General features: G+C 70.4%; 20 protein-coding genes. 10 read left to right on the forward strand and 10 right to left on the reverse strand.

Annotated elements, in window-relative coordinates:
- Positions 1 to 61 precede the first annotated feature (61 nt).
- The 5 genes from GUY61_RS16375 to GUY61_RS16395 form a co-directional block, all read right to left on the reverse strand.
- Complete coding sequence (locus GUY61_RS16375; protein ID WP_166630908.1) at positions 62 to 1,207, reverse strand: DUF475 domain-containing protein; 1,146 nt, start codon at positions 1,205 to 1,207, stop codon at positions 62 to 64.
- A gap of 136 nt (positions 1,208 to 1,343) precedes the next feature.
- Positions 1,344 to 1,922, reverse strand: a complete 579-nt coding sequence (locus GUY61_RS16380; protein ID WP_166630909.1) for a TerD family protein — start codon at positions 1,920 to 1,922, stop codon at positions 1,344 to 1,346.
- Positions 1,923 to 2,061: 139 nt separating this feature from the next.
- Positions 2,062 to 2,637 (reverse strand): TerD family protein, encoded by a 576-nt coding sequence (locus tag GUY61_RS16385; protein ID WP_166630910.1) that lies wholly within the window; start codon positions 2,635 to 2,637, stop codon positions 2,062 to 2,064.
- Positions 2,638 to 2,764: 127 nt separating this feature from the next.
- Complete coding sequence (locus tag GUY61_RS16390) at positions 2,765 to 3,226, reverse strand: peroxiredoxin (RefSeq protein WP_166630911.1); 462 nt, start codon at positions 3,224 to 3,226, stop codon at positions 2,765 to 2,767.
- 118 nt (positions 3,227 to 3,344) lie between these two features.
- The gene (locus GUY61_RS16395) at positions 3,345 to 3,785 is read right to left on the reverse strand and encodes a DUF3052 domain-containing protein (protein ID WP_166630926.1); all 441 of its coding nucleotides are present in this window, start codon (positions 3,783 to 3,785) and stop codon (positions 3,345 to 3,347) included.
- A 402-nt stretch (positions 3,786 to 4,187) separates the two neighbouring features.
- Between GUY61_RS16395 and aceE the strand changes: the two genes are divergently transcribed.
- Complete coding sequence (aceE, locus tag GUY61_RS16400) at positions 4,188 to 6,920, forward strand: pyruvate dehydrogenase (acetyl-transferring), homodimeric type (RefSeq protein ID WP_166630912.1); 2,733 nt, start codon at positions 4,188 to 4,190, stop codon at positions 6,918 to 6,920.
- Between the two features lie 90 nt (positions 6,921 to 7,010).
- Positions 7,011 to 7,781 (forward strand): potassium channel family protein, encoded by a 771-nt coding sequence (locus GUY61_RS16405; protein ID WP_243766501.1) that lies wholly within the window; start codon positions 7,011 to 7,013, stop codon positions 7,779 to 7,781.
- Here GUY61_RS16405 and GUY61_RS16410 read toward each other — a convergent pair.
- The 3 genes from GUY61_RS16410 to GUY61_RS16420 form a co-directional block, all read right to left on the reverse strand.
- Entirely contained in the window at positions 7,753 to 8,145 is a 393-nt protein-coding gene (locus GUY61_RS16410; protein WP_166630914.1) for a peptidase inhibitor family I36 protein, read from the reverse strand. The genes GUY61_RS16405 and GUY61_RS16410 overlap by 29 nt on opposite strands.
- 136 nt (positions 8,146 to 8,281) lie before the next feature.
- A complete protein-coding gene (locus GUY61_RS16415) occupies positions 8,282 to 8,587 on the reverse strand; it encodes a small hydrophobic protein (protein ID WP_166630927.1) in 306 nt (101 codons plus the stop codon).
- 211 nt (positions 8,588 to 8,798) lie between these two features.
- On the reverse strand, positions 8,799 to 10,406 hold the full coding sequence (locus tag GUY61_RS16420; RefSeq protein WP_166630915.1) for an MFS transporter: 1,608 nt from the start codon (positions 10,404 to 10,406) through the stop codon (positions 8,799 to 8,801).
- Between the two features lie 118 nt (positions 10,407 to 10,524).
- On the opposite strand from GUY61_RS16420, the gene GUY61_RS16425 reads away from it, so the two are divergent.
- The 7 genes from GUY61_RS16425 to GUY61_RS16455 all read left to right on the forward strand — a co-directional run bounded on the left by GUY61_RS16425 (position 10,525) and on the right by GUY61_RS16455 (position 18,171).
- The gene (locus GUY61_RS16425; RefSeq protein ID WP_166630916.1) at positions 10,525 to 11,217 is read left to right on the forward strand and encodes a TetR/AcrR family transcriptional regulator; all 693 of its coding nucleotides are present in this window, start codon (positions 10,525 to 10,527) and stop codon (positions 11,215 to 11,217) included.
- Positions 11,218 to 11,286: 69 nt separating this feature from the next.
- Positions 11,287 to 12,510, forward strand: coding sequence for an alpha/beta hydrolase (locus GUY61_RS16430; protein ID WP_166630917.1), 1,224 nt, complete (start codon positions 11,287 to 11,289; stop codon positions 12,508 to 12,510).
- Between the two features lie 77 nt (positions 12,511 to 12,587).
- Entirely contained in the window at positions 12,588 to 13,454 is an 867-nt protein-coding gene (locus GUY61_RS16435) for a DUF4429 domain-containing protein (RefSeq protein ID WP_208106076.1), read from the forward strand.
- A 121-nt stretch (positions 13,455 to 13,575) separates the two neighbouring features.
- Entirely contained in the window at positions 13,576 to 14,940 is a 1,365-nt protein-coding gene (locus GUY61_RS16440) for a sensor histidine kinase (RefSeq protein WP_166630919.1), read from the forward strand.
- Positions 14,937 to 15,617, forward strand: coding sequence for a response regulator transcription factor (locus GUY61_RS16445; protein ID WP_166630920.1), 681 nt, complete (start codon positions 14,937 to 14,939; stop codon positions 15,615 to 15,617). The genes GUY61_RS16440 and GUY61_RS16445 overlap by 4 nt, the downstream gene beginning before the upstream one ends.
- 275 nt (positions 15,618 to 15,892) lie before the next feature.
- Entirely contained in the window at positions 15,893 to 16,975 is a 1,083-nt protein-coding gene (locus GUY61_RS16450; protein WP_313896696.1) for an alpha/beta hydrolase, read from the forward strand.
- Positions 16,972 to 18,171 (forward strand): acyltransferase, encoded by a 1,200-nt coding sequence (locus tag GUY61_RS16455; RefSeq protein ID WP_166630922.1) that lies wholly within the window; start codon positions 16,972 to 16,974, stop codon positions 18,169 to 18,171. Before GUY61_RS16450 ends, GUY61_RS16455 begins: the two co-directional genes overlap by 4 nt.
- A 1-nt stretch (position 18,172) precedes the next feature.
- Here the strand turns inward: GUY61_RS16455 and GUY61_RS16460 are convergent, their stop codons facing one another.
- Together GUY61_RS16460 and GUY61_RS16465 are read right to left on the reverse strand one after the other, a co-directional pair.
- Positions 18,173 to 19,192, reverse strand: coding sequence for an aldo/keto reductase (locus GUY61_RS16460; RefSeq protein ID WP_166630923.1), 1,020 nt, complete (start codon positions 19,190 to 19,192; stop codon positions 18,173 to 18,175).
- Between the two features lie 5 nt (positions 19,193 to 19,197).
- On the reverse strand, positions 19,198 to 19,680 hold the full coding sequence (locus GUY61_RS16465; RefSeq protein ID WP_166630924.1) for a MerR family transcriptional regulator: 483 nt from the start codon (positions 19,678 to 19,680) through the stop codon (positions 19,198 to 19,200).
- A gap of 206 nt (positions 19,681 to 19,886) precedes the next feature.
- On the opposite strand from GUY61_RS16465, the gene GUY61_RS16470 reads away from it, so the two are divergent.
- Positions 19,887 to 20,480 (forward strand): hypothetical protein, encoded by a 594-nt coding sequence (locus GUY61_RS16470; protein WP_166630925.1) that lies wholly within the window; start codon positions 19,887 to 19,889, stop codon positions 20,478 to 20,480.
- The last annotated feature ends 80 nt before the right edge of the window (positions 20,481 to 20,560 follow it).

Consider the following 20,560-nt stretch of genomic DNA (forward strand, 5'->3'; position numbering starts at 1 on the left):
GCCCAGAGGCCCAGGACCTCTTGGCCGCCCCGCTCAGAGCGTTCCCTCAACCGCAGCCGGGTCACACCCCGGACGAGACCTCAGCCTTCTCGTCCGAGGTCGGGCCTTTTCCCTCGGCAGCCGCCAGCGCCTTGTTCCGGCGCACCGACGACCAGAAGGAGGCCGCGATCAGGACGACACCGATGAGGCCGGTGATGATCTCGCTGATCTGGTACTGGATGGTGACGACCAGGATGGCGGCGAGCGCGCCGATCGCGTAGTGCGCGCCGTGCTCCAGGTAGACGTAGTCGTCCAGGGTGCCCTGGCGGACCAGGTAGACCGTGAGCGACCGGACGTACATGGCGCCGATGCCGAGGCCGAGCGCCATCCAGAAGATCTGGTTGGTGATGGCGAAGGCACCGATCACACCGTCGAAGGAGAACGAGGCGTCGAGGACCTCCAGGTACAGGAAGAGGAAGAACGCGGCCTTGCCGGCGAGGGCGACCGCCGAGACCTGCTTGCCCTCGGCCTTGGCCTTCTCCTCCTCCTCGTGTTCGTGCTCCTCCTCCTCTTCGAGCCTGTCCTCGAAGTATCCGGAGAGACCGCCGACCACGAGGTAGGTGATCAGTCCGGCGACGCCGGAGAGCAGCACCGTGGCGGACTTGTCCGCGTGGCCCGTGCTGACGTGCGCGTGGGTGGCGACGGTCATCGCGGCGACCAGCAGGACGATCAGCGCGGTGCAGACCGACAGCATGTCGACCTTGCCGATCCTGGCCAGCGGGCGCTCGATCCAGTGCAGCCACTTGATGTCGCGCTCCTCGAAGATGAAGTCGAGGAAGATCATCAGGAGGAACATGCCGCCGAAGGCCGCGATCGCCGGGTGGGCGTCGGTGACCAGGTCCTCGTAGCGGTTCGGGTCGTCGAGCGCGAGGTTGACCGCCTCGATGGGACCGACCTTCGCGCTGATGGCCACGATCACGACCGGGAAGACCAGCCGCATGCCGAACACCGCGATCAGGATGCCGATGGTGAGGAAGATCTTCTGCCAGAAGGCATTCATCTTCTTCAGGATTCCGGCATTGACGACCGCGTTGTCGAAGGACAGGGAGATTTCGAGGATCGAAAGGATCAGTACGACCCCGAAGGCCTCCCATCCCCACTGCCACGCGGCGAAGGCGAGGCCGAGCGCCGTGATGGCGAACGACCAGCCGAAGGTTCTCAGGACCACTGCCTACCCAATCGTTAAGTACGAGGTTCCCCCGCGCCGCGCGCGGATCTACGCTGCATCTCCCCGGAGGTCTGTCCCCAGACCCCCGGGCCGAGCCCTCGAAGCGGATACAGTTTGCACCGCCGAGGGACGCGTTTTACGAAACATTGACCCCGAAGTCTAGGGCGATGCCGCGCAGGCCCGACGCATACCCCTGTCCAACGGCCCGGAACTTCCATTCGCCGCCGTACCGGTACACCTCGCCGAAGATCATCGCGGTCTCCGTCGAGGCGTCCTCGCTGAGGTCGTAGCGGGCCAGTTCCTGACCGTCGGCCTGGTTGACCACCCGGATGAAGGCGTTGGTGACCTGCCCGAACGTCTGACCCCGGTTGTCCGCGTCATGGATCGACACCGGGAAGACGATCTTTTCGCAGGCCGCCGGGACCTTGGAGAGATCGACGAGGATCGATTCGTCGTCGCCGTCGCCCTCGCCGGTGAGGTTGTCCCCGGTGTGTTCCACGGAGCCGTCGGGGCTCTTGAGGTTGTTGTAGAACACGAACCACTCGTCGCCGAGCACTCGGTTGTTGCTCTGGCACAGCAGCGCACTGGCGTCGAGGTCGAAGTCCGCTCCGGTGGTGGAGCGCGCGTCCCAGCCGAGCCCGACCATCACCTGGGTGAGGTTCGGTGCGGCCTTGGAGAGGGAGACATTGCCCCCCTTGGCGAGCGTAACGCCCATGATCTTTGTCCTCCCCGGGTGACGTACGGCATGGCATGCGGCGGTCGGGGCCCCGTACGGCCCGTGCGCCGTTTCGGCGTAGAGGCAGATCCGGCGCCGCACGGAGATGTGCGGCGCCGGATGCGGCAGGGCGCTCGGTTCAGACGTTGACGCCGAAGTCCTGCGCGATGCCGCGCAGGCCCGAGGCGTACCCCTGGCCGATGGCCCGGAACTTCCACTCCTCGCCGTGGCGGTACAGCTCTCCGAAGACCATGGCGGTCTCCGTCGAGGCGTCCTCGCTGAGGTCGTAGCGGGCGATCTCGGCGCCTCCGGCCTGGTTCACCACGCGGATGAAGGCGTTGCGGACCTGGCCGAAGGACTGCTGGCGGTTCTCGGCGTCGTAGATCGAGACCGGGAACACGATCTTGGTGACGTCGGCCGGGACGGCCGCCAGGTTCACCTTGATCTGCTCGTCGTCGCCCTCGCCCTCACCGGTGAGGTTGTCACCGGTGTGCTCCACGGAGCCGTCGGGGCTCTTGAGGTTGTTGAAGAAGACGAAGTTCTGGTCACTGCTGACCTTGCCGTCGACGTTCGTCAGGATGGCGCTGGCGTCAAGGTCGAAGTCGGTACCGGTGGTGGTACGGACGTCCCAGCCCAGGCCCACCGTGACCGCGGTGAGGCCCGGAGCCTCCTTGGTCAGCGAGACGTTGCCGCCCTTGCTGAGGCTGACTCCCACGAGGTCCTCCCATTGAGATTTCGAGGGGCTGGGGAGAGCCAGGCCCCCTTCGTGCGTTTCCTATCGGATCAAACGCGTTGATCCTAGTGAGCGGTTCCCGGCCGGGACAGGCACTTGCGCCGAAGGATCACAGGGTGTCGAGCACCCGGACGTAATCATTGAGGTCACGGGCGTCCGGCAGCCCGTTGACTACGCTCCAGCGGACCACGCCCTCCTTGTCGATGATGAAGGTGCCGCGCAGGGCGCAGCCCTTCTCCTCGTCGAAGACGCCGTAGGCGCGGGAGGTCTCGCCGTGCGGCCAGAAGTCGCTGAGCAGTGGGTACTCCAGCCCCTCCTGCTCGGCGAACACCCGCAGGGTGTGGATGGAGTCGGCGGAGACGGCGAGCAGTTGGGTGTCGTCGTTGACGAACCGGGGCAGTTCGTCGCGGAGCGCGCAGAGCTCGCCGGTGCAGACCCCGGTGAAGGCGAACGGGTAGAAGAGCAGCACCACGTTCTTCTCGCCGCGGAAGTCCGAGAGGGCCACGGTCGCGCCGTGGTTGTCCCTGAGCTCGAAGTCCGGGGCCTTGGTGCCGGCCTCGATCGTCGCCATGGCTGTACGTCCCTTCGCTGACCTGGTGTCGATGCCCGAATCGGTCCCGAGTATGCGTCAGGCCCCCGCCGGACTTCGCCGGCGGGGGCCCGAAACGGCCCGGGGCCGCGTACGACTGTCAGCGCTTGCCGGACTTGGCTGCCTTGGGCGTCACGAGCCGGCTGCCCGACCAGTCCTTGCCGACGCTGATGGTCTTGCTCTGGGAGAGTCCCGCGGTCTGCGCGGCCTCATTGATGTCGCTCGGCTCGATGTACCCCTCGCGCCCGGTCTTGGGCGTCAGCAGCCAGACGGTTCCGCCTTCGTCGATCAGACCGATGGCATCCACCAGCGCGTCCGTAAGGTCGCCGTCGTCGTCGCGGAACCACAGCAGGACGGCGTCAGCCACGTCGTCGTAGTCCTCGTCGACGAGCTCCTGACCGATGACGGCCTCGATTGCCTCCCGGAGCTCCTGATCGACGTCGTCGTCGTAGCCGATTTCCTGGACCACCTGTCCGGGTTCGAACCCCAGCCTTGCGGCCGGGTTGGTCCGCTCCTCCGCGTGGTCCGCGGTCGCGCTCACCGATCTCCTCCTGTCACGTTCTTGGATATACGAGTGCCCCACGCGTGCGCGAGGCATTGGGCGTAGTCCACACGTGCCGGGCGGTTCGCGCAAGTACCCGGCCACCGAGACCGCCGAAACGGTGACGATCCCGGCCGTGTCGCCGCAACTCACGGCACGGCCTTCCGCCCCATGGTGATGCACATCACCATGATTTGCCTAGTTTGTACCGTACGGGCGCCAGGCACGCGTTCTCCACCGGACCGGGCGTATGGTTGCGGTTTGGCCGAACGCACGGGTTACCAATCGGTAGAGATGACGTTTCCGTCCCCCGAGGTACACGATGGGGAACGTTGCAACACCCCCTGCAGACCCCGTCTTGCACAGCCCGTGCAGCTCAAGACCGAACAGCGAAGGAACAGCGTGGCTTCCGGATCCGATCGCAACCCGATCATCATTGGCGGCCTTCCCAGCCAGGTCCCGGATTTCGATCCCGAGGAGACCCAGGAGTGGCTCGACTCGCTCGACGCGGCAGTCGACGAACGCGGCCGGGAACGTGCCCGCTACCTCATGCTGCGCCTGATCGAGCGCGCACGCGAAAGGCGTGTGGCCGTGCCCGAGATGCGCAGCTCGGACTACGTCAACACCATCGCGACCAAGGACGAACCGTTCTTCCCCGGCAACGAGGAGATCGAGCGGCGCATCCTGAACGCGACCCGCTGGAACGCGGCGGTGATGGTCTCCCGGGCCCAGCGGCCCGGCATCGGGGTCGGCGGTCACATCGCGACCTTCGCTTCCTCCGCCTCGCTGTACGACGTGGGCTTCAACCACTTCTTCCGGGGCAAGGACGGTGGTGACGGCGGCGACCAGATCTTCTTCCAGGGCCACGCCTCCCCCGGCGTGTACGCGCGCGCGTACATGCTCGACCGGCTGTCCGAGCAGCAGCTCGACGCGTTCCGCCAGGAGAAGTCGAAGGCGCCGCACGGCCTGTCGTCGTATCCGCACCCGCGGCTGATGCCGGGCTTCTGGGAGTTCCCGACCGTGTCGATGGGCCTCGGCCCCATCGGGGCGATCTACCAGGCACGGATGAACCGCTACCTGCACGCCCGCGGCATCGCCGACACCTCGCAGTCGCACGTCTGGGCGTTCCTCGGCGACGGCGAGATGGACGAGCCCGAGTCGCTGGGCCAGCTGTCCCTGGCGGCCCGCGAGAGCCTGGACAACCTGACCTTCGTGGTCAACTGCAACCTCCAGCGCCTCGACGGCCCGGTGCGCGGCAACGGCAAGATCATCCAGGAGCTGGAGTCCCAGTTCCGGGGCGCCGGCTGGAACGTCATCAAGCTGATCTGGGACCGGTCCTGGGACCCGCTGCTTGCCCAGGACCGCGACGGCGTGCTGGTCAACAAGCTGAACACCACCCCCGACGGACAGTTCCAGACGTACGCCACCGAGTCCGGCGCCTACATCCGCCAGCACTTCTTCGGGGACGATCTGCGGCTGCGGGCCATGGTCGAGGGCATGACCGACGACCAGATCCTGCACCTGGGACGCGGCGGCCACGACCACAAGAAGATCTACGCGGCGTACAAGGCGGCGGTCGAGCACAAGGGCCAGCCGACCGTGATCCTGGCGCAGACCGTCAAGGGCTGGACGCTCGGCCCGAACTTCGAGGGCCGCAACGCGACCCACCAGATGAAGAAGCTGACGGTCGACGACCTCAAGCGCTTCCGCGACCGGCTGCACCTGCCGATCTCCGACAAGGAGCTGGACTCCGGCCTGCCGCCGTATTACCACCCGGGGCGGGACTCCGAGGAGATTCAGTACATGCACGACCGGCGCAAGTCGCTCGGCGGGTACGTCCCGACCCGTGTGGTGCGCGCCAAGCCGCTGAACCTCCCCGACGACAAGCCCTACGCCTCGCTGAAGAAGGGCTCGGGCAACCAGTCGATCGCCACGACGATGGCCTTCGTCCGGCTGCTCAAGGACCTGATGCGGGACAAGGAGATCGGCAAGCGGTTCGTGCCGATCGCGCCCGACGAGTACCGCACCTTCGGCATGGACTCGCTCTTCCCCACAGCGAAGATCTACTCGCCGCTCGGCCAGACCTACGAGTCGGTCGACCGCGACCTGCTCCTCGCCTACAAGGAGGCGCCGAACGGGCAGATGCTGCACGACGGCATCTCCGAGGCGGGCTGCACCGCCTCGCTGATCGCCGCCGGTTCGGCCTACGCCACCCACGGCGAGCCGCTGATCCCGGTGTACGTCTTCTACTCGATGTTCGGCTTCCAGCGCACCGGCGACCAGTTCTGGCAGATGGCCGACCAGCTCGCGCGCGGCTTCGTGCTGGGCGCCACCGCCGGCCGTACCACGCTGACCGGTGAGGGCCTGCAGCACGCGGACGGCCACTCGCAGCTCCTCGCCTCGACCAACCCCGCGTGCGTCGCCTACGACCCGGCGTTCGGCTTCGAGATCGCGCACATCGTCAAGGACGGTCTGCGGCGGATGTACGGCGAGGAGAGCGAGGACGTCTTCTACTACCTCACCGTCTACAACGAGCCGATCCAGCACCCGGCGGAGCCCGCGGACGTGGACGTGGAGGGCATCCTCAAGGGCGTCCACCGCTACAGGCGCGGTGAGGCGGGCTCGATCCCGGCGCAGATCCTGGCCTCCGGTGTCGCCGTGCCCTGGGCCGTCGAGGCGCAGCGCATCCTCGCCGAGGACTGGGACGTGAGGGCCGACGTGTGGTCGGCGACGTCCTGGAACGAGCTGCGCCGCGACGCGGTGACGTGCGAGGAGCACAACCTGCTGCACCCCGAGGAGGAGGAGCGCGTCCCGTACGTCACACGGAAGCTCTCCGGCGCCGAGGGCCCGTTCGTGGCCGTCTCGGACTGGATGCGGTCCGTGCCGGACCAGATCGCCCGGTGGGTGCCCGGCCCCTACTCCTCGCTCGGCGCGGACGGCTTCGGGTTCGCCGACACCCGGGGTGCGGCCCGCCGCTTCTTCCACATCGACGCGGAGTCGGTCGTCCTCGCGGTGCTCACCGAGCTCGCCAAGACCGGCCGGGTGGACCGCTCCGTGCTGAAGCAGGCGCTGGACCGCTACCGGCTGCTGGACGTGGCGGCGGCGGACCCGGGCGCCGCGGGCGGCGACGCCTGACGGCCCCGGCCCTCGCGCCGGAGCTCCGTGTGCGGCCCCACCCGGTAGGACCGGGCCGGGGCCGCACCCGCGTACAGGACAATGCCGTCCATGAAGGAACTTCCGTCCCAGGTCCGCTGGGAGCGGCGGACCCAGACGCCGCTGCTCGCGCTGGCCCTTGTCTTCGCCGTCGCGTTCGCCGTGCCGATCGTCCGCCCCGACGCGGACCGGACGGTGAAGACGGCGTGCGCCATCACGGAATGGCTGGTGTGGGCCGCCTTCGCCTCCGACTACCTGGTACGGCTGGTGCTTGCGCCGGCCAAGTGGGACTTCGTCCGGAGGCATCCGCTGGATCTCGCCGCGGTGCTGCTGCCCCTGGTCCAGCCCCTGCGGCTGCTGCGTCTGGTCTCCACCCTGCTGCTGGTGGGGCGGCGCGCCAGGATGGCGGAGCAGGTCCGGCTGACCACCTATGTCGTGGGAGCCGTGACCGGTCTGCTGATGTTCGGCTCCCTGGCGGTGCTGGAGGTCGAGCGGCGCGCCCCGGGAGGGAACATCAAGACTCTGGGCGACGCGGTGTGGTGGTCGTTCACGACGATGACCACCGTGGGCTACGGCGATCACGCACCGACGACGGGGCTCGGCCGCGTGCTCGCGGTGGGTCTGATGCTGTCGGGCATCGCGCTGCTCGGTGTGGTCACCGCCAACATCGCGGCCTGGTTCGTCTCGCGCTTCGAGCGGGACGACGCCCACGACGTCCGCCACGCGAGACTGCTCCGGGAGCTCACCGCGGAGGTTGCCGCGCTGCGGGCCGAGGTCGCGGCGATGCGAGGCGAGACGGGTGCGGTCGCCCATGTCACTGATGCACGATCTGGAACGCCCTGACCGTGTGCCGCGACTCCGGCACCCAGACGCCCGAGGGGAAGGTGACGAAGTCGCCCTCGGTGGCGCATTCGGCGCTCTGGTAGGTCGTGACGAGCTTCCGGGTGCGGTTGGCGAAGGACTTGGCGCTCACCCCCTCGGGGAGCGGCACGCAGGAGTCCATGTCCGTGTCGGCCAGCTCATGGACCGTACGGACGCCCTGGAAGCCCGGCCTGCTCCACAGGCACAGCTCTCCGGGCGCGCAGTCGCCCAGCGGGGGCGCGGGCGCGGCGGACGCGTGGGCGGGCGTCACGGACGCATGGGCGGGCGTCGCGACGACGGGGAAAAGGGCGGTGGCGGCGAGGGCCGGGGCCAGGAACGCACGCATGCTGATCACTCTCCGTCCGGTTTCTGCTTCGGTGAGTGATCAGCATGGCGCAGGCGCCGTGACCGCGGCCGTGCCTGTGGACAACCCTTGATCGTCCGCCGACAAGCAGTCGGCGGGGAGTCCTACCGGGATGCCGTCACAGCAGTCCCGTACCGGGGCCCGCGGCCCCGGCGGGCCAGACGATCGCCAGGACCGTGTCGATCGCTCCGAGCACGACGGCGACCACGGCCGGGACCGAGCCGCTGTTCCAGCGGCGGCCCATGGCGAGCCAGCCGCAGAAGACCGCCACGGGTCCGAGGACGATCCCGAGGACGAAGAAGCCGGCGATCGCGCAGACCAGCCCCACGATGCCGAGCGTCGCGCCGTCCGGCCCGGTCCGCGACCTCGTACGGCCGCGCGAACGGGGGTTCCCGCGCGAAGTACCTCCAAAGCCCGCCATCATCAACTCCCATTTCCGGTACCCGAATTCGGGCTTGTACACCGCGGGTACCCCCGGTCGGCGCCCGAACACGGGGAGGGACGCGGGCGTTCGGACCCACAGCAGAAGAGGACCCATGGCGACCCCGGGCCGGACCAGCGGCAAGGCGGGAGCACGGCGAACGGCGGCCGGCCCCGTCAGGGATCCGGCCGCCGTCCCGCGCGAGCGGGGCGGGTCAGATGTGCGCGGCCCCGGCGCCCGCCTCGGCGTTGTGACCGCGCTTGGCGAGGGCGGCGACGAACGCCGCCACCACGGCGACGCAGCCGGCGACGGTGAAGGCCAGGGTCATGCCGGACATGAAGGTGTCGTGGATGACGCCGCCCACCTTGGCGATCAGTTCCTCGGGCATGCCGGCCTTCGCAAGGTCCTCCTTCGGGACGATGCCGACCTCCGCCGCGCCCTCCAGCCGTGCGTCGTAGGGCACCGGGACTCCCGCGTCCTTCCAGTTGCCCTCGAAGTCGGCGCCGACCTTGCTGGACATCACGGCGCCGAGCACCGCCGTACCGAGCGCTCCGCCGATCTGCATGCCGGCCTGCTGGAGGCCGCCGGCGACACCGGAGAGTTCCAGCGGGGCGTTGCCGACGATGACTTCGGTGGCCCCCACCATCACCGGGGCGAGACCGAGTCCGAGAAGGGCGAACCAAACCGACATCAGGAGGGTGCCGGTGCCCTCCGTGAGGGTGGTCATGCCGAACATGGAGACGGCCGTGAGCACCATGCCGCCGACCAGCGGGACACGCGGCCCGAAGCGGGTGATGAGGGCGCCGGCGGCGGGCGAGGAGACGATCATCATGGCCGTCAGGGGCAGCAGGTGGAGACCGGCGTCGACCGGAGACATCTCGTGGACGCCCTGAAGGTAGAACGTCACGAAGAACAGGCCGCCCATGAAGGCGAAAGCCATGAGGACCATGAGTACCACGCCCGCGGAGAGCGGTACGGACCTGAACATGCCCAGCGGCACGAGCGGTTCCTTGACCTTGGTCTCCCAGAAGGCGAACAGCACGAAGAGCAGCACCGACCCGCCGAGCCATATCCAGGTCTGCCCGCTGCCCCAGCCCCAGGAGTCGCCGGCCTTGATGATGGCCCAGACGAGGGCGAACATGGCGCCGGAGAGCAGTGCGATGCCGAGGATGTCGAAGGAGCGCGGCGCGTTCTCGGCGCGGTGGTCCCTGAGGATCGTCAGGCCGAAGACGACAGCGAGGACGCCGACCGGCACGTTGATGAAGAAGACGGACTGCCAGCTGACGTGCTCCACGAGCACTCCGCCGAGGATCGGACCGCCCGCGGTGGAGGCGCCGATGACCATGCCCCAGATGCCGATCGCCATGTTCAGCTTCTCGGCGGGGAAGGTGGCACGCAAAAGGCCGAGCGCGGCCGGCATCAGCAGCGCGCCGAAGACACCCTGCAGGACGCGGAAGGCGACGACGAGGGAGACGCTTCCGGAGAGGCCGATGGCGCCGGAGGAGAGGGCGAATCCCGCGACGCCGATGATGAAGGTCTGGCGGTGGCCGAAGCGGTCACCGAGCTTGCCCGCGGTGATCAGCGAGACGGCGAGCGCGAGCAGATACCCGTTGGTGATCCACTGGACCTCGGCCAGCGAGGCGCCGAGGTCGTCCTTGATGGCGGGGTTGGCGATGGCGACGATCGTGCCGTCCAGCGCGACCATCATCACACCGACGGCGACGGTGAGGAGCGTGAGCCACGGGTGACCGCGCATTCCCTTGCCGGGCTCAGGGCCGGCGGGGTCCGGCGACGCGTCGGCGACGGTGGTCTGAGTAGTCATGGGATGAGCGTATTGACAGCCACTGACAATTGACAAACGGATTCACGAGTCGGTAACTGTCACGTAGCTCACGGGTATCCTGAGCTGCCTGGAGTTCACGGGAAGAGGCCGAGCGGCAATGACGGACCGGGGCACGGCGGGACCGTCGCATCCACCGCATCCACAGGTCCTGCCGGGCGCGCCCGGACTGCGGGAGCGCAAGAAGCAGCGCACCCGGGACGCGCTGCTGCGGGCCGCACTCGAACTGTTCACCAGCCACGGGTACGACCGTACGACCGTCGACGAGATCACCGAAGCCGTCGACGTGTCACAGCGCACCTTCTTCCGCTACTTCGCGGGCAAGGAGGAGGCCGCGTTCGCCCTCCAGGACATGGTGGAGGCGTGCTTCTTCAGAGCCGTGTGCGAACGTCCCCCCGAGGAACGGCCACTGAAGGCGCTCCGCAACGCCGTGGCGCAGGCCTGGGACAGCATCGGCGAGGCCATCGAGCAGGTCGTGCCCATCGACCTGCACATGCGCACCTACCAGATGATCGAGCGCACACCCGCCCTGATCGCGGTGCACCTGCGCCGCTTCGCGGACCTCGAGGACCGGCTCGCCGCCGAGATCGCCCGCAGGGAGGGGGTCGACGTGGACGAGGACCCGCGGCCGAGAATCGCCGTCGCCGCCTTCGGGAGTGTGATGCGGGTCACCGGCCGTCTCTGGGGTGCGAGCGGCGATGCCAGCATGGAGTCCCTCAAAGCGCTGACCATGCGGTACTTGGACCTGCTGGGCCCCGGCCTGCAGGAGGACTGGCGCAATACGGGCAAGTGAGAGTTCTCAAACGTGAGCTGCCTCACGGTGGCCGCGGAGACCCCTCCGGTTCTCCTAGGGTGTTCCGCGGTGACTTCCTTCCCGGAGCTCGACTCCTCCCCCGGTCTTCCCCTCTGGCGCGTACTGCTCGCGCTGGCAGTGGTGTTCATGATGCTGGCGACCACCGGCTGGACCTCCGTGCGCCAGCACAGAGAGCGTCCGCAGCTGCGCGCCGCGGAGCTTGCGGCCTGGGAGGACGGCACCGTCGGCGGCCGTGAGCTGCCGGAAACCGACTCCTCCTCACCCCGCAGGATCGCCCGGTTCTTCGCCTCCCTCACCGCGGGCCAGCGGCTCGGGCTCGCAGAGCGCTACCCGCTGGTGGTCGGCAACCTCGCCGGTGTGCCCCTGCGGCTGCGCTACCTCGCCAACAGGCGCGGGCTCGCGAAGGCCCGCGCACACGAGCGGGAACGGATGACCGACACCCGGCTGACGCCCGAGGGGCGTCGGGAGGCCGGCCGCAGGATGCACCGCTTCGAGTCGATGCTGGCGGGCGGCCGGCAGATCCTCGCCTTCGACCCGACCGGGTCGGGGCGTGCCGCGGAGGTCTTCGGCGACCTGGGACGGGCCGACCGGGTCTCCGTCATCGTCCCGGGCGCCGACACGAACCTGCTGAACTTCGAGCGGACGGACCGCGTGTTCAGCGCTCCGGTCGGCATGGCCCGGGCGCTCCACCGGGCCGAGCGCAGGGCCGGTCCGCAGACCCGCACCGCGGTGATCGCCTGGGCCGACTACACCGCGCCCGCGGGCATCGACATCGACACGATGAGCGGCCGTCTCGCCCGGGACGGGGCGGAGCGGCTGAACGAACTCGCCCGTTCGCTGCCCGGCGGCTCCCAACTCTCCCTGTTCTGCCACAGCTACGGCTCCGTGGTCTGCGGTGTCGCCGCCCGGGAACTACCCGCCCGGGTCACCGACATCGTGGTCTCCGGCAGCCCCGGCATGCGTGCGGACGCGGCGTCACAGCTCGGCACCGAGGCCCGGATCTGGGCCGCCAGGGACGCCGACGACTGGATCCAGGACGTCCCCCACCTGGAGCTCGGCGGGCTCGGGCACGGAGTCGACCCGGTCTCGCCGGCCTTCGGGGCACGCGTGGTGTCGGCGGAGGGCGCCACCGGACACACCGGCTATTTCACGCCGGGCACCGACAGCCTGGACAACTTCGCCGAGATCGGTGTGGGTACCTATGGCGCCGTGCGATGCGCCGCTGCCAGGGAGGGCTGCAGCGAAGGAATTTACGGCGCGGGAACGGAGTGACTCGCGTAGATCATCGCCGGCCTGGCGCGCAGCGTCCGTCGCATCGAGGGGCGACGTTCGGCCGGGTGCCGCATACGATGGCCCGCATGGGTGATGTGCTGGCCGGATTTCATGCCGCCTGGGAGTTTGACAGCGACTCCGTCCTCATCCGCTACGAACGGGGGATTCGTACGCCGAAGCTCTTCGCCGCCCTCGGCGAACGGCGTATACCTCACGAGGCGCTCTCTGCGGTGCGCCTGACCCCCGGCAGACGGGGAACGGTGGTGCTGCACGCCGAGCCGAAACCGGGCGCCGACCCGCTCATGGAGGCGGCCGCCGGGCAGCTGAAGGAGAGCTGCGACCCCTACCGGCTCGTGCTGCCCGCCGAACGCGAGACCCTCGCCGAGTACTACGCCGACGAACTGCGCGCCGTGCTCGGCCCGGGCTCCGGCGAACCCGCCGACCGACATCTGGTCGCGGCGCCCGAGCCCCCGCTGCACTTCAAGGCGTACGACGGCAAGGCGTCCTTCGACGGCCGTTCGGTGCGCTTCCGCTGGTCGTGGACGGGTGCCTCGTCCGCCAAGTGGAAGGCGGGCGACCAGAGTTTTCCCGTCACCGAGCTGTGCGGTGTGGAGTGGCGCACGCCGGAGGGCATGGGCGGCCACCTCCGCCTGCTGCGCAGGGGTGAGGACCGACCGCATGGCGAGCCGGACCAGGATCCCGCGTCGGTCGTCTTCGGCCTCGGCTACGGCCCCGTCCACGAGTCCCTCCCCTTCGCGGCGTCCGTGCTCTGCGCCGTCCGTGCGGCGGCCCCGGTGGCCGCCGCAGCCGCGCTGGTGCCCGCCCGGCCGGATCCGGCGGACATCGCCGAGCGGATCAGGCACCTGGGCGAGCTGCACTCGGCGGGGCTGCTGACGGACGAGGAGTTCACGTCGAAGAAGGCGGAGCTGCTGGCGGAGCTGTGACGGCCGGACGCCGTGCCACGAGGCCGTGCCCTCGCAACCTCCCTCGTACCAGGGTATGAGTCCCAAGTCCGGCCCCTGGTATGACGTGCGGGACCCAGGCGGCCCCTAGGCTGATCGCGTCATGGGCGGCCAGGACGTGCGGCGGGCACGGTTACGGGTTCAGGTGCCAGACACCGGGCGGCGGTTGGCGCGGGAGTTCTGGGCCGCGCTGACGCTTCCCGCGCAGGCCCCGGCGCCGCCGGACGCCAAGCGGCCCGGGGGCCGGTGGGAGAAGGCGCCGTACGTCGTCCTGTTCCTGTTCGTCGTGGTGCTGCTGCCCGTCACCGTCAACGTGCTCACGCGTGATTACGCCGTCCCCGGCGGGGTTGCCGGCGCACTGGCAGTCACCCAGACCGCGCCGCTGCTGATGGCCGTCACCCGGCCGCTGCAAGCCTGGTGGATCGTCCTGGGAGGCAACGTCGCGGGCGCCGTCGCGACAGCGGTGACCGCGAGCAGCGTCGGCCGGTCCTGGCCGTGGACGCCGATGACGATCGTCGGCTACCTGGTGCTGATGGCCTGCCTGGGGCTGCGTGAGAAGCGCCGCACCCTGGTCGCCGTCTGGCTGGTGACCGGGGTCGTCGGGTTCGTCTTCGAACTGTTCCCGCTGCATCCGAGCGACGGCAGCCATCTGCTGCTCTTCGTGCTGAGCGGAGTGATGCTGACCCTGACCGGCGCACTGCGCGAACGACGGGAGGCACAGCGCCGGCTCGTCGAGCAGAAGACCATCAGCGAGGCGGAACGCTCCCGGCGCACGCTGCTGGAGGAACGTGCCCGGATCGCCCGGGAGCTGCACGACGTGGTGGCGCACCACATGTCGGTGATCACCGTGCAGGCGGACTCCGCGCCGTACCGCATTGCGGGGCTGCCTCCGCAGGCGTGGGAGGAGTTCGCGACCATCGCCTCCGGCGCCCGGGAGTCCCTCGCCGAGATGCGACGGCTGCTGGCCGTGCTGAGGAGCGAGGACACCGCGGGGGAACGGGCGCCACAGCCCGGTCTGGACCGGCTTCAGCAGCTGGTGGAGGCCACCGTCAGAGCGGGGGTGCCGGCCAGGCTCTCGCTGCCTGCCGGCCTCGGACCGGTGCCGGGGACCGTGGATCTCTCGGCGTACCGCATCGTGCAGGAGGCCCTCTCCAATGTCGTACGGCACGCGCCGGGCGCCGAGACCCATGTGTCCGTGAGCGCGGACCAGGACCACCTCGGCATCCTGGTCGTCAACGGCCGGCCGTTCTCCGGGGCGCGCCGACGGCTGGAAAGCTCGGGAACCGGCCACGGACTGGTGGGGATGCGCGAACGCGTCCGCCTCCTCGGAGGCACACTCGACACCGGCCCGCTGCCGGACGGCGGCTTCCGTGTCGCGGCCCGGCTCCCCCTCACCGCCGACCCCGACGGCCCTTCCGGCGCCGACGGCGCTCCCCGTGTTCCCGACGTCCCGGAGGAGACCCCGTGACCATCCGTGTGCTCGTCGTCGATGACCAGGCCATGGTGCGGGCGGGCTTCGCCGCCCTGCTCTCCGCACAGACCGACATCGACGTCGTCGGTGAGGCCCCGGACGGCCGCCGTGGCGTCGAGGTCGGCCGCGCCACCCATCCCGACGTGGTGCTGATGGACGTGCGGATGCCGGACATGGACGGTCTGGCCGCGGCACGCGCCCTGCTGGACCCGCCGCCGGGGGTGGTGCACGTGCCGAAGGTGCTGATGCTGACCACCTTCGACGTGGACGACTACGTGTACGAGGCGCTGCGCGCGGGTGCGTCCGGGTTTCTGCTGAAGGACGCCCCGCCCGCCGACCTGATCTCGGCGGTGCGGGTGGTGGCGGCGGGCGAGGCCCTGCTGGCGCCGTCGGTGACCCGTCGTCTGATCGCGGACTTCGCCCGGCAGCGGCCCGCGCCGCGCAAGGACCCCTCACTGCGGCTGAACGGGCTGACACCGCGCGAGACGGAGGTACTCGAACTGATCGCCCGCGGGCTGTCGAACCAGGAGATCGCCGCGGCGCTGGTCCTCGCCGAGCAGACGGTGAAGACGCACATCGGCCGGGTACTGGCCAAGCTCGGGCTGCGCGACCGGGCGCAAGCGGTCATCTTCGCCTACGAGTCGGGGCTCGTCACCCCGGGGCGGGCCGGCTGACCCTGTCGGCCGGGTCGGGCGGCCCGGCCGACCGGTGCCCTCCCCTACCCCGGTACTACCCCGGAGTTGGCTCCGCGGTGTGACGCCCCGTGCCCCGATGTCTTCCTACCTTCCTCCCGGCCGTGAACGACGGGGAGGGAGACGGAATCATGCGCTTCACGCGTAGGGAACGGGCAGGACGGGCTGTACGAGCAGGAGGGTCAGGGCACGCAGGGCGGACCCGCCGCCCGGGGGCGGGCAGGGGACGGCGTGCCCTCGTCGCGGCGGCGGTCGTGGTGACGGCCGTGACGGGAACGGCCGGGTGGGCGGCCGGTGACACGCAGCGGCCCGTGACCGGCCCGCCGCCGGGTACGGCGGCCTGGCGGGCGGACGTGGAAACGCTCGGGCGCCCCCTGCCGGACCCGGCCGGGGCGGCGCCGGCGGAAGTCGCCGCGTTCTTCAGAACCCTGACGGGACCTCAGTGGCGGCGGCTCGCGGCCCGGCACCCCACCGTCGTCGGCAACCTCGACGGCGCCCCGGTGCGGCTCCGGTACGAGGCCAATGCCCGTGCCCTGCGGGAGGAGCGCGCCCGCCAGCTGCGGCGCGCCGCCGACCCCGTCGGCACCGCGCAGGACCACCGGAAGGCGCGTGTGCGTGCCGAGCGCTGTGCGGAACTGATGGCCGGCGGGCGGCGGATACTGGTCTTCGACCCGCGCGGGAGAGGACAGGTGGCCGCTGTGTACGGCGACCTGGAGGGCGCCGCGCACACGGCGGTCGTCGTCCCGGGCTCCGACATCGACCTGGACACATTCGACCGTGCGAAGGATCCGCTCGGCACCCCGGCCGGCATGGCCCGGGCACTGCGCTCCCGGGCCGGCGAGGACACGGCGGTCGTCGCCTGGGCCGGGTACACCACACCCATCGGGGTCGGGGTGGACGCCGCCACCGGCGGACTCGCCGAGGCCGGGGCCGGGCGTCTGAGAGGTTTCCTGGAAGGGCTGGACGCCACGGTCACCGGCACGCCCTCCGTCTTCTGCCACAGTTACGGCTCGGTCGTCTGCGGGCTCGCCGCACCGCACCTCGGCTCCGGCGAGGCCACCGACCTGGTCGTCTTCGGATCACCGGGGATGCGCGCGGACAGCGTGGCAGGACTGCGCACCGGCGCCCGGGTCTGGGCCGCCCTGGCTCGATCGGACTGGATCGCCAGGGTCCCCAACGTGGAGGTCGCGGGTCTGGGCCACGGCACCGACCCCACGGAGCCCGCCTTCGGGGCGCGGCGGATCCCGGCCGCCCGCGTCCACGGCCACACCGGTTACTTCGCCCGGGGTACCGACTCCCTCGACGCCTTCGCGGCCATCACCGAGGGGAGGCTGCGATGACGCTCACCGCGGTGATCGGAAGGATCGAGCGGCGCACCCCCTCAGACCGGGACCGCGCTGTCGACGGGCTGCGTGCCCTCGCCCTGCTCGCCGTGCCGGCGGGGCACTGGCTGCTCGGCGGTTTCCGGCTGGGCGAGGACGGAGCACTGCGCAATGCCAGCCCGCTGACCGCCTTCGGCGGCTTCGCGCCCGTCAGCTGGGTGCTGCAGATGCTGGGCATCTTCTTTCTCGTCGGCGGCTTCGCCTCCGTGCTCTCGTACCGCCGCCACCGGGGCACGCCGGGCGCCTGGCTGAGGCACCGTCTGGCCCGGCTCGGGCGGCCCGTTCTCGGCGTCACCGCCGTCTGGGCGGTCCTGCTCTGCGTGCTGCACACCGCAGGAGTGCCCGCAACGACCCTGCGGACCGGGTCGACGCTGGTGGTCCAGCCGCTGTGGTTCGTGGGGGTGTACGCCTGCATGACAGCCCTCACCCCGTACTGCCTCCGGGCCGCGCGAAAGCTCGGAGCCGGGGCGGCGGCCCTGCCCTTCGTCGTCGTCGCCGTCGTCGACCTCCTGCGCTACGGCCCCTACGCCGGCGCGATGCCCTCCTGGCTGGGCCTGCTGAACCTTGTTCCCGGCTGGCTGTTCGCCTACCAGCTCGGTGTCTGCTGGGGAGACAAGCGCATCGGGCGGCGCGAGGCCCGGATTCTCCTCGCCGGCGGCGTCCTGCTCTTCGCGGCGCTGCTGCTCCTCCTCGGTTACCCGGCGTCAATGGTCGGTGTCCCCGGCGAGGCCCGCACCAACTCGCATCCGCCGTCCCTGCTGGTCCTCGCCCTGGCGGCGGCGCAGTCCGGCGCGGCGATCCTGCTGCGGGACCGAATAGCCCGTCTGCTGAGGCGGCCCGCCCTGTGGGCACCGGTCGTCGTCGTCAACCTCTGCGCCATGACGATTCTCTGCTGGCACCAGACGGCGATGCTGGCCGCTGCCGTCCCCGGGGCACGGCTGGGCGCGGTGCCGGGGCTGACGACGGCGCCGGACACCTACGGCTGGATGGCCGCCCGGCTCGCCTGGCTGCCGGTGTTCGCGGTGCTGCTGGTCCTCATCGGGCGGTACGCACACGTCTTCGAGACGCCGTGGACGCGGACCACGAAGACCCGCCGGGCGGCGGCGGGGTTGCTCTCGGCGGGCTTCGCGGTCTTCGCGCTGGGGCCGGTCTGAGTCACCCCTCCCGGGCGGCGGAGGTGGACGACATGTCCGGGTAGCGGTCGCCCGCGACCTGTTCGGCGATCGGCTCCAGCCGCGCCAGCTCCTGCTCGTCCAGGGTGATCCGGGTGGCGGCGGCGTTCTCCGCCAGCCGGTCGCGCCTGCGGGTTCCGGGGATCGGGACCACGGTCAGCCCGTGGACCTGGGCGCGCTGGTGGACCCAGGCCAGGGCGATCTGCGCGGCGGTCCCGCCACGGGCGGCGGCGATCTCGTGGACGGGCTCCAGGAGCGCCGCGTTCCTCGCGGCGTTGTCACCGGAGAAACGCGGCTGGTACTGACGGAAGTCGTCCCCGGAGAGGTCCTTGCCGGCGTCGGCGAAGGAGCCGGTGAGGAAGCCGCGGCCGAGTGGCGAGTACGGGACGAAGGCCACGCCCAGTTCGGCGGCTGCGCCGACCGCGCTGAGCTCGACGTCCCGGCTGAACAGGGACCACTCGGACTGCACGGCGGCGATGGGGTGCACGGCGTGTGCCTCGCGGAGTTCGGCACCGGTCACCTCGCTCAGACCGAGGTGCTTCACCTTGCCCTCCCGGACGAGTTCGGCCATGGCACCGACGGACTCGGCGAAGGGCACGGCGGGGTCGCGGCGGTGCATGTAATAGAGGTCGATGACGTCCACGCCGAGGCGGCGCAGGCTGCCCTCGACGCACTGCCTGATGTAGGCGCGGTCGTTGCGGACGCCACGGTAGCGTGCGTCGTCGGTGCGCACGATCGCGAACTTCGTGGCAAGGGTGATGTCGTCCCGGTGAGCGGCGACGAACGGCGCCAGGAACTCCTCGTTGGCGCCCCGCCCGTAGATGTCCGCGGTGTCGATCAGGGTGACCCCCGCATCGAGGGCCGCCTCGAGGGTGTCGCGGGCCGCGGCCTCGTCGGTGTCGCCGTAGAACTCACTGATGCCCATGGCACCGAAGCCCTGCACCCCCACCTCGGGGCCGCCCGTGCCGAGCCGTACTACCGGTATGCGTTCCGTGTCGCTCATCGGGGTCAGACCCTCTCCGACGCCTTTCCGGCGTCCGCGTAGAAACTGATCTTGTGGTCGAGGACGCCCAGCGTGTCGTGCAGCTCCGCGATACGGGCGATGACGTCCCTGCGAGTCGCCTCCAGCAGTTCCCGCCGTTCGCCGACGGTGTGGTCCCCTTCGCGCACCAGCTCCGCGTAGCGCACCATGCCGGCGACGGGCATCCCGGTCAGCCGCAGCTTGCCGACGAACGACAGCCAGTCGAGATCGCGGTTGCGGAAGCGGCGCTGACCGGTGTGGGAGCGGTCGATGTTCGGCATCAGGCCGATGCGTTCGTACCAGCGCAGGGTGTGCGCGCTGAGGCCGGTGAAGGCGACGACCTCGCTGATCGTGTAGTGGTCCCGGCCTTCGGGGCGCGGATGCCGGAGGGGCGCGGCCGCACAGATGTCCTGCCTGCTGGGCGCCGCCGATGGGGTCCCGGTGACTTCGGTGACCTCGGTGACGGTCATGCGGATCCACGCTCCTTCGTCACGTCTTCGTGCTGGCGACCTCCTCAACGCTAAGACCTTCGAGTGCACTCCAGGCAAGCCCGTTCCCGACGAGGCGATCACGGGTCCGTGTCATCCGTGCCGCCGCGGCGGGAGTTTGAACGGGTGGAGAGGGGCCCCTCCGTCCGAGCACTCGCCCGACAAGATCCGCAAGGAGTTCCGCGTCCATGAACCGGATGAACCGGATGAAGAAGTACGCCGTCGCCGTGACCGTCACCGCCGCCCTGGTGGGGACGGCGACGGCGTCCGCGCACGCGGTCGGCACCGCCGGCGCGCCCTCCGCCCGGACGGCCGAGGCGGCCGAGGCGGCCGGCGCGGCCCAGGTGGCGCAGGCGGCAGCGCCCGCGCACAGCCCAGTCCGTGTGGTGGCCCCGGGTGAGGTGGTCCGCCCCGCGGCCGGCATCAGGCTCTGGCTGACGGAAGAGGGCAAGCACTGGTTCACCTACGACCAGGAGAACTTCCGCAGTGTGGTCGACGGCAACCTGGACCTGAGCGTGCCCGGCGCCAGTTTCCAACTGGAGTCCTACGACGACCGGCCGGGCTTCGCCTCCGGTGTCTACTACGGACCGAAGCCGGTCGGCCGTGTCGAGTACACCAACGCCCACGGCGCGACCGTCGCCCAGCTCGTCAAACTGCCCGGCAAGCGCGACTGGGGTGCGTGGTACGCGGTGGTGCCGGCGGGTGAGCTGGGCGAACAGACCATCGTCCTCTACGACAAGGCCGGCAACGTCCTCGAGAAGCGGACCATCCCCACCCCCTGACCGCTCCGGTCACCCGAAGACGCCGCTGGTCGGCTCCCTGAGCCGCGCCGGGGCCCGGCTCCGGCCGGGCCCCCTCCCCC

Origin of the sequence: Streptomyces sp. GC420, from assembly GCF_009916105.1 — a bacterium.
Taxonomy (GTDB): Bacteria; Actinomycetota; Actinomycetes; order Streptomycetales; family Streptomycetaceae; genus Streptomyces.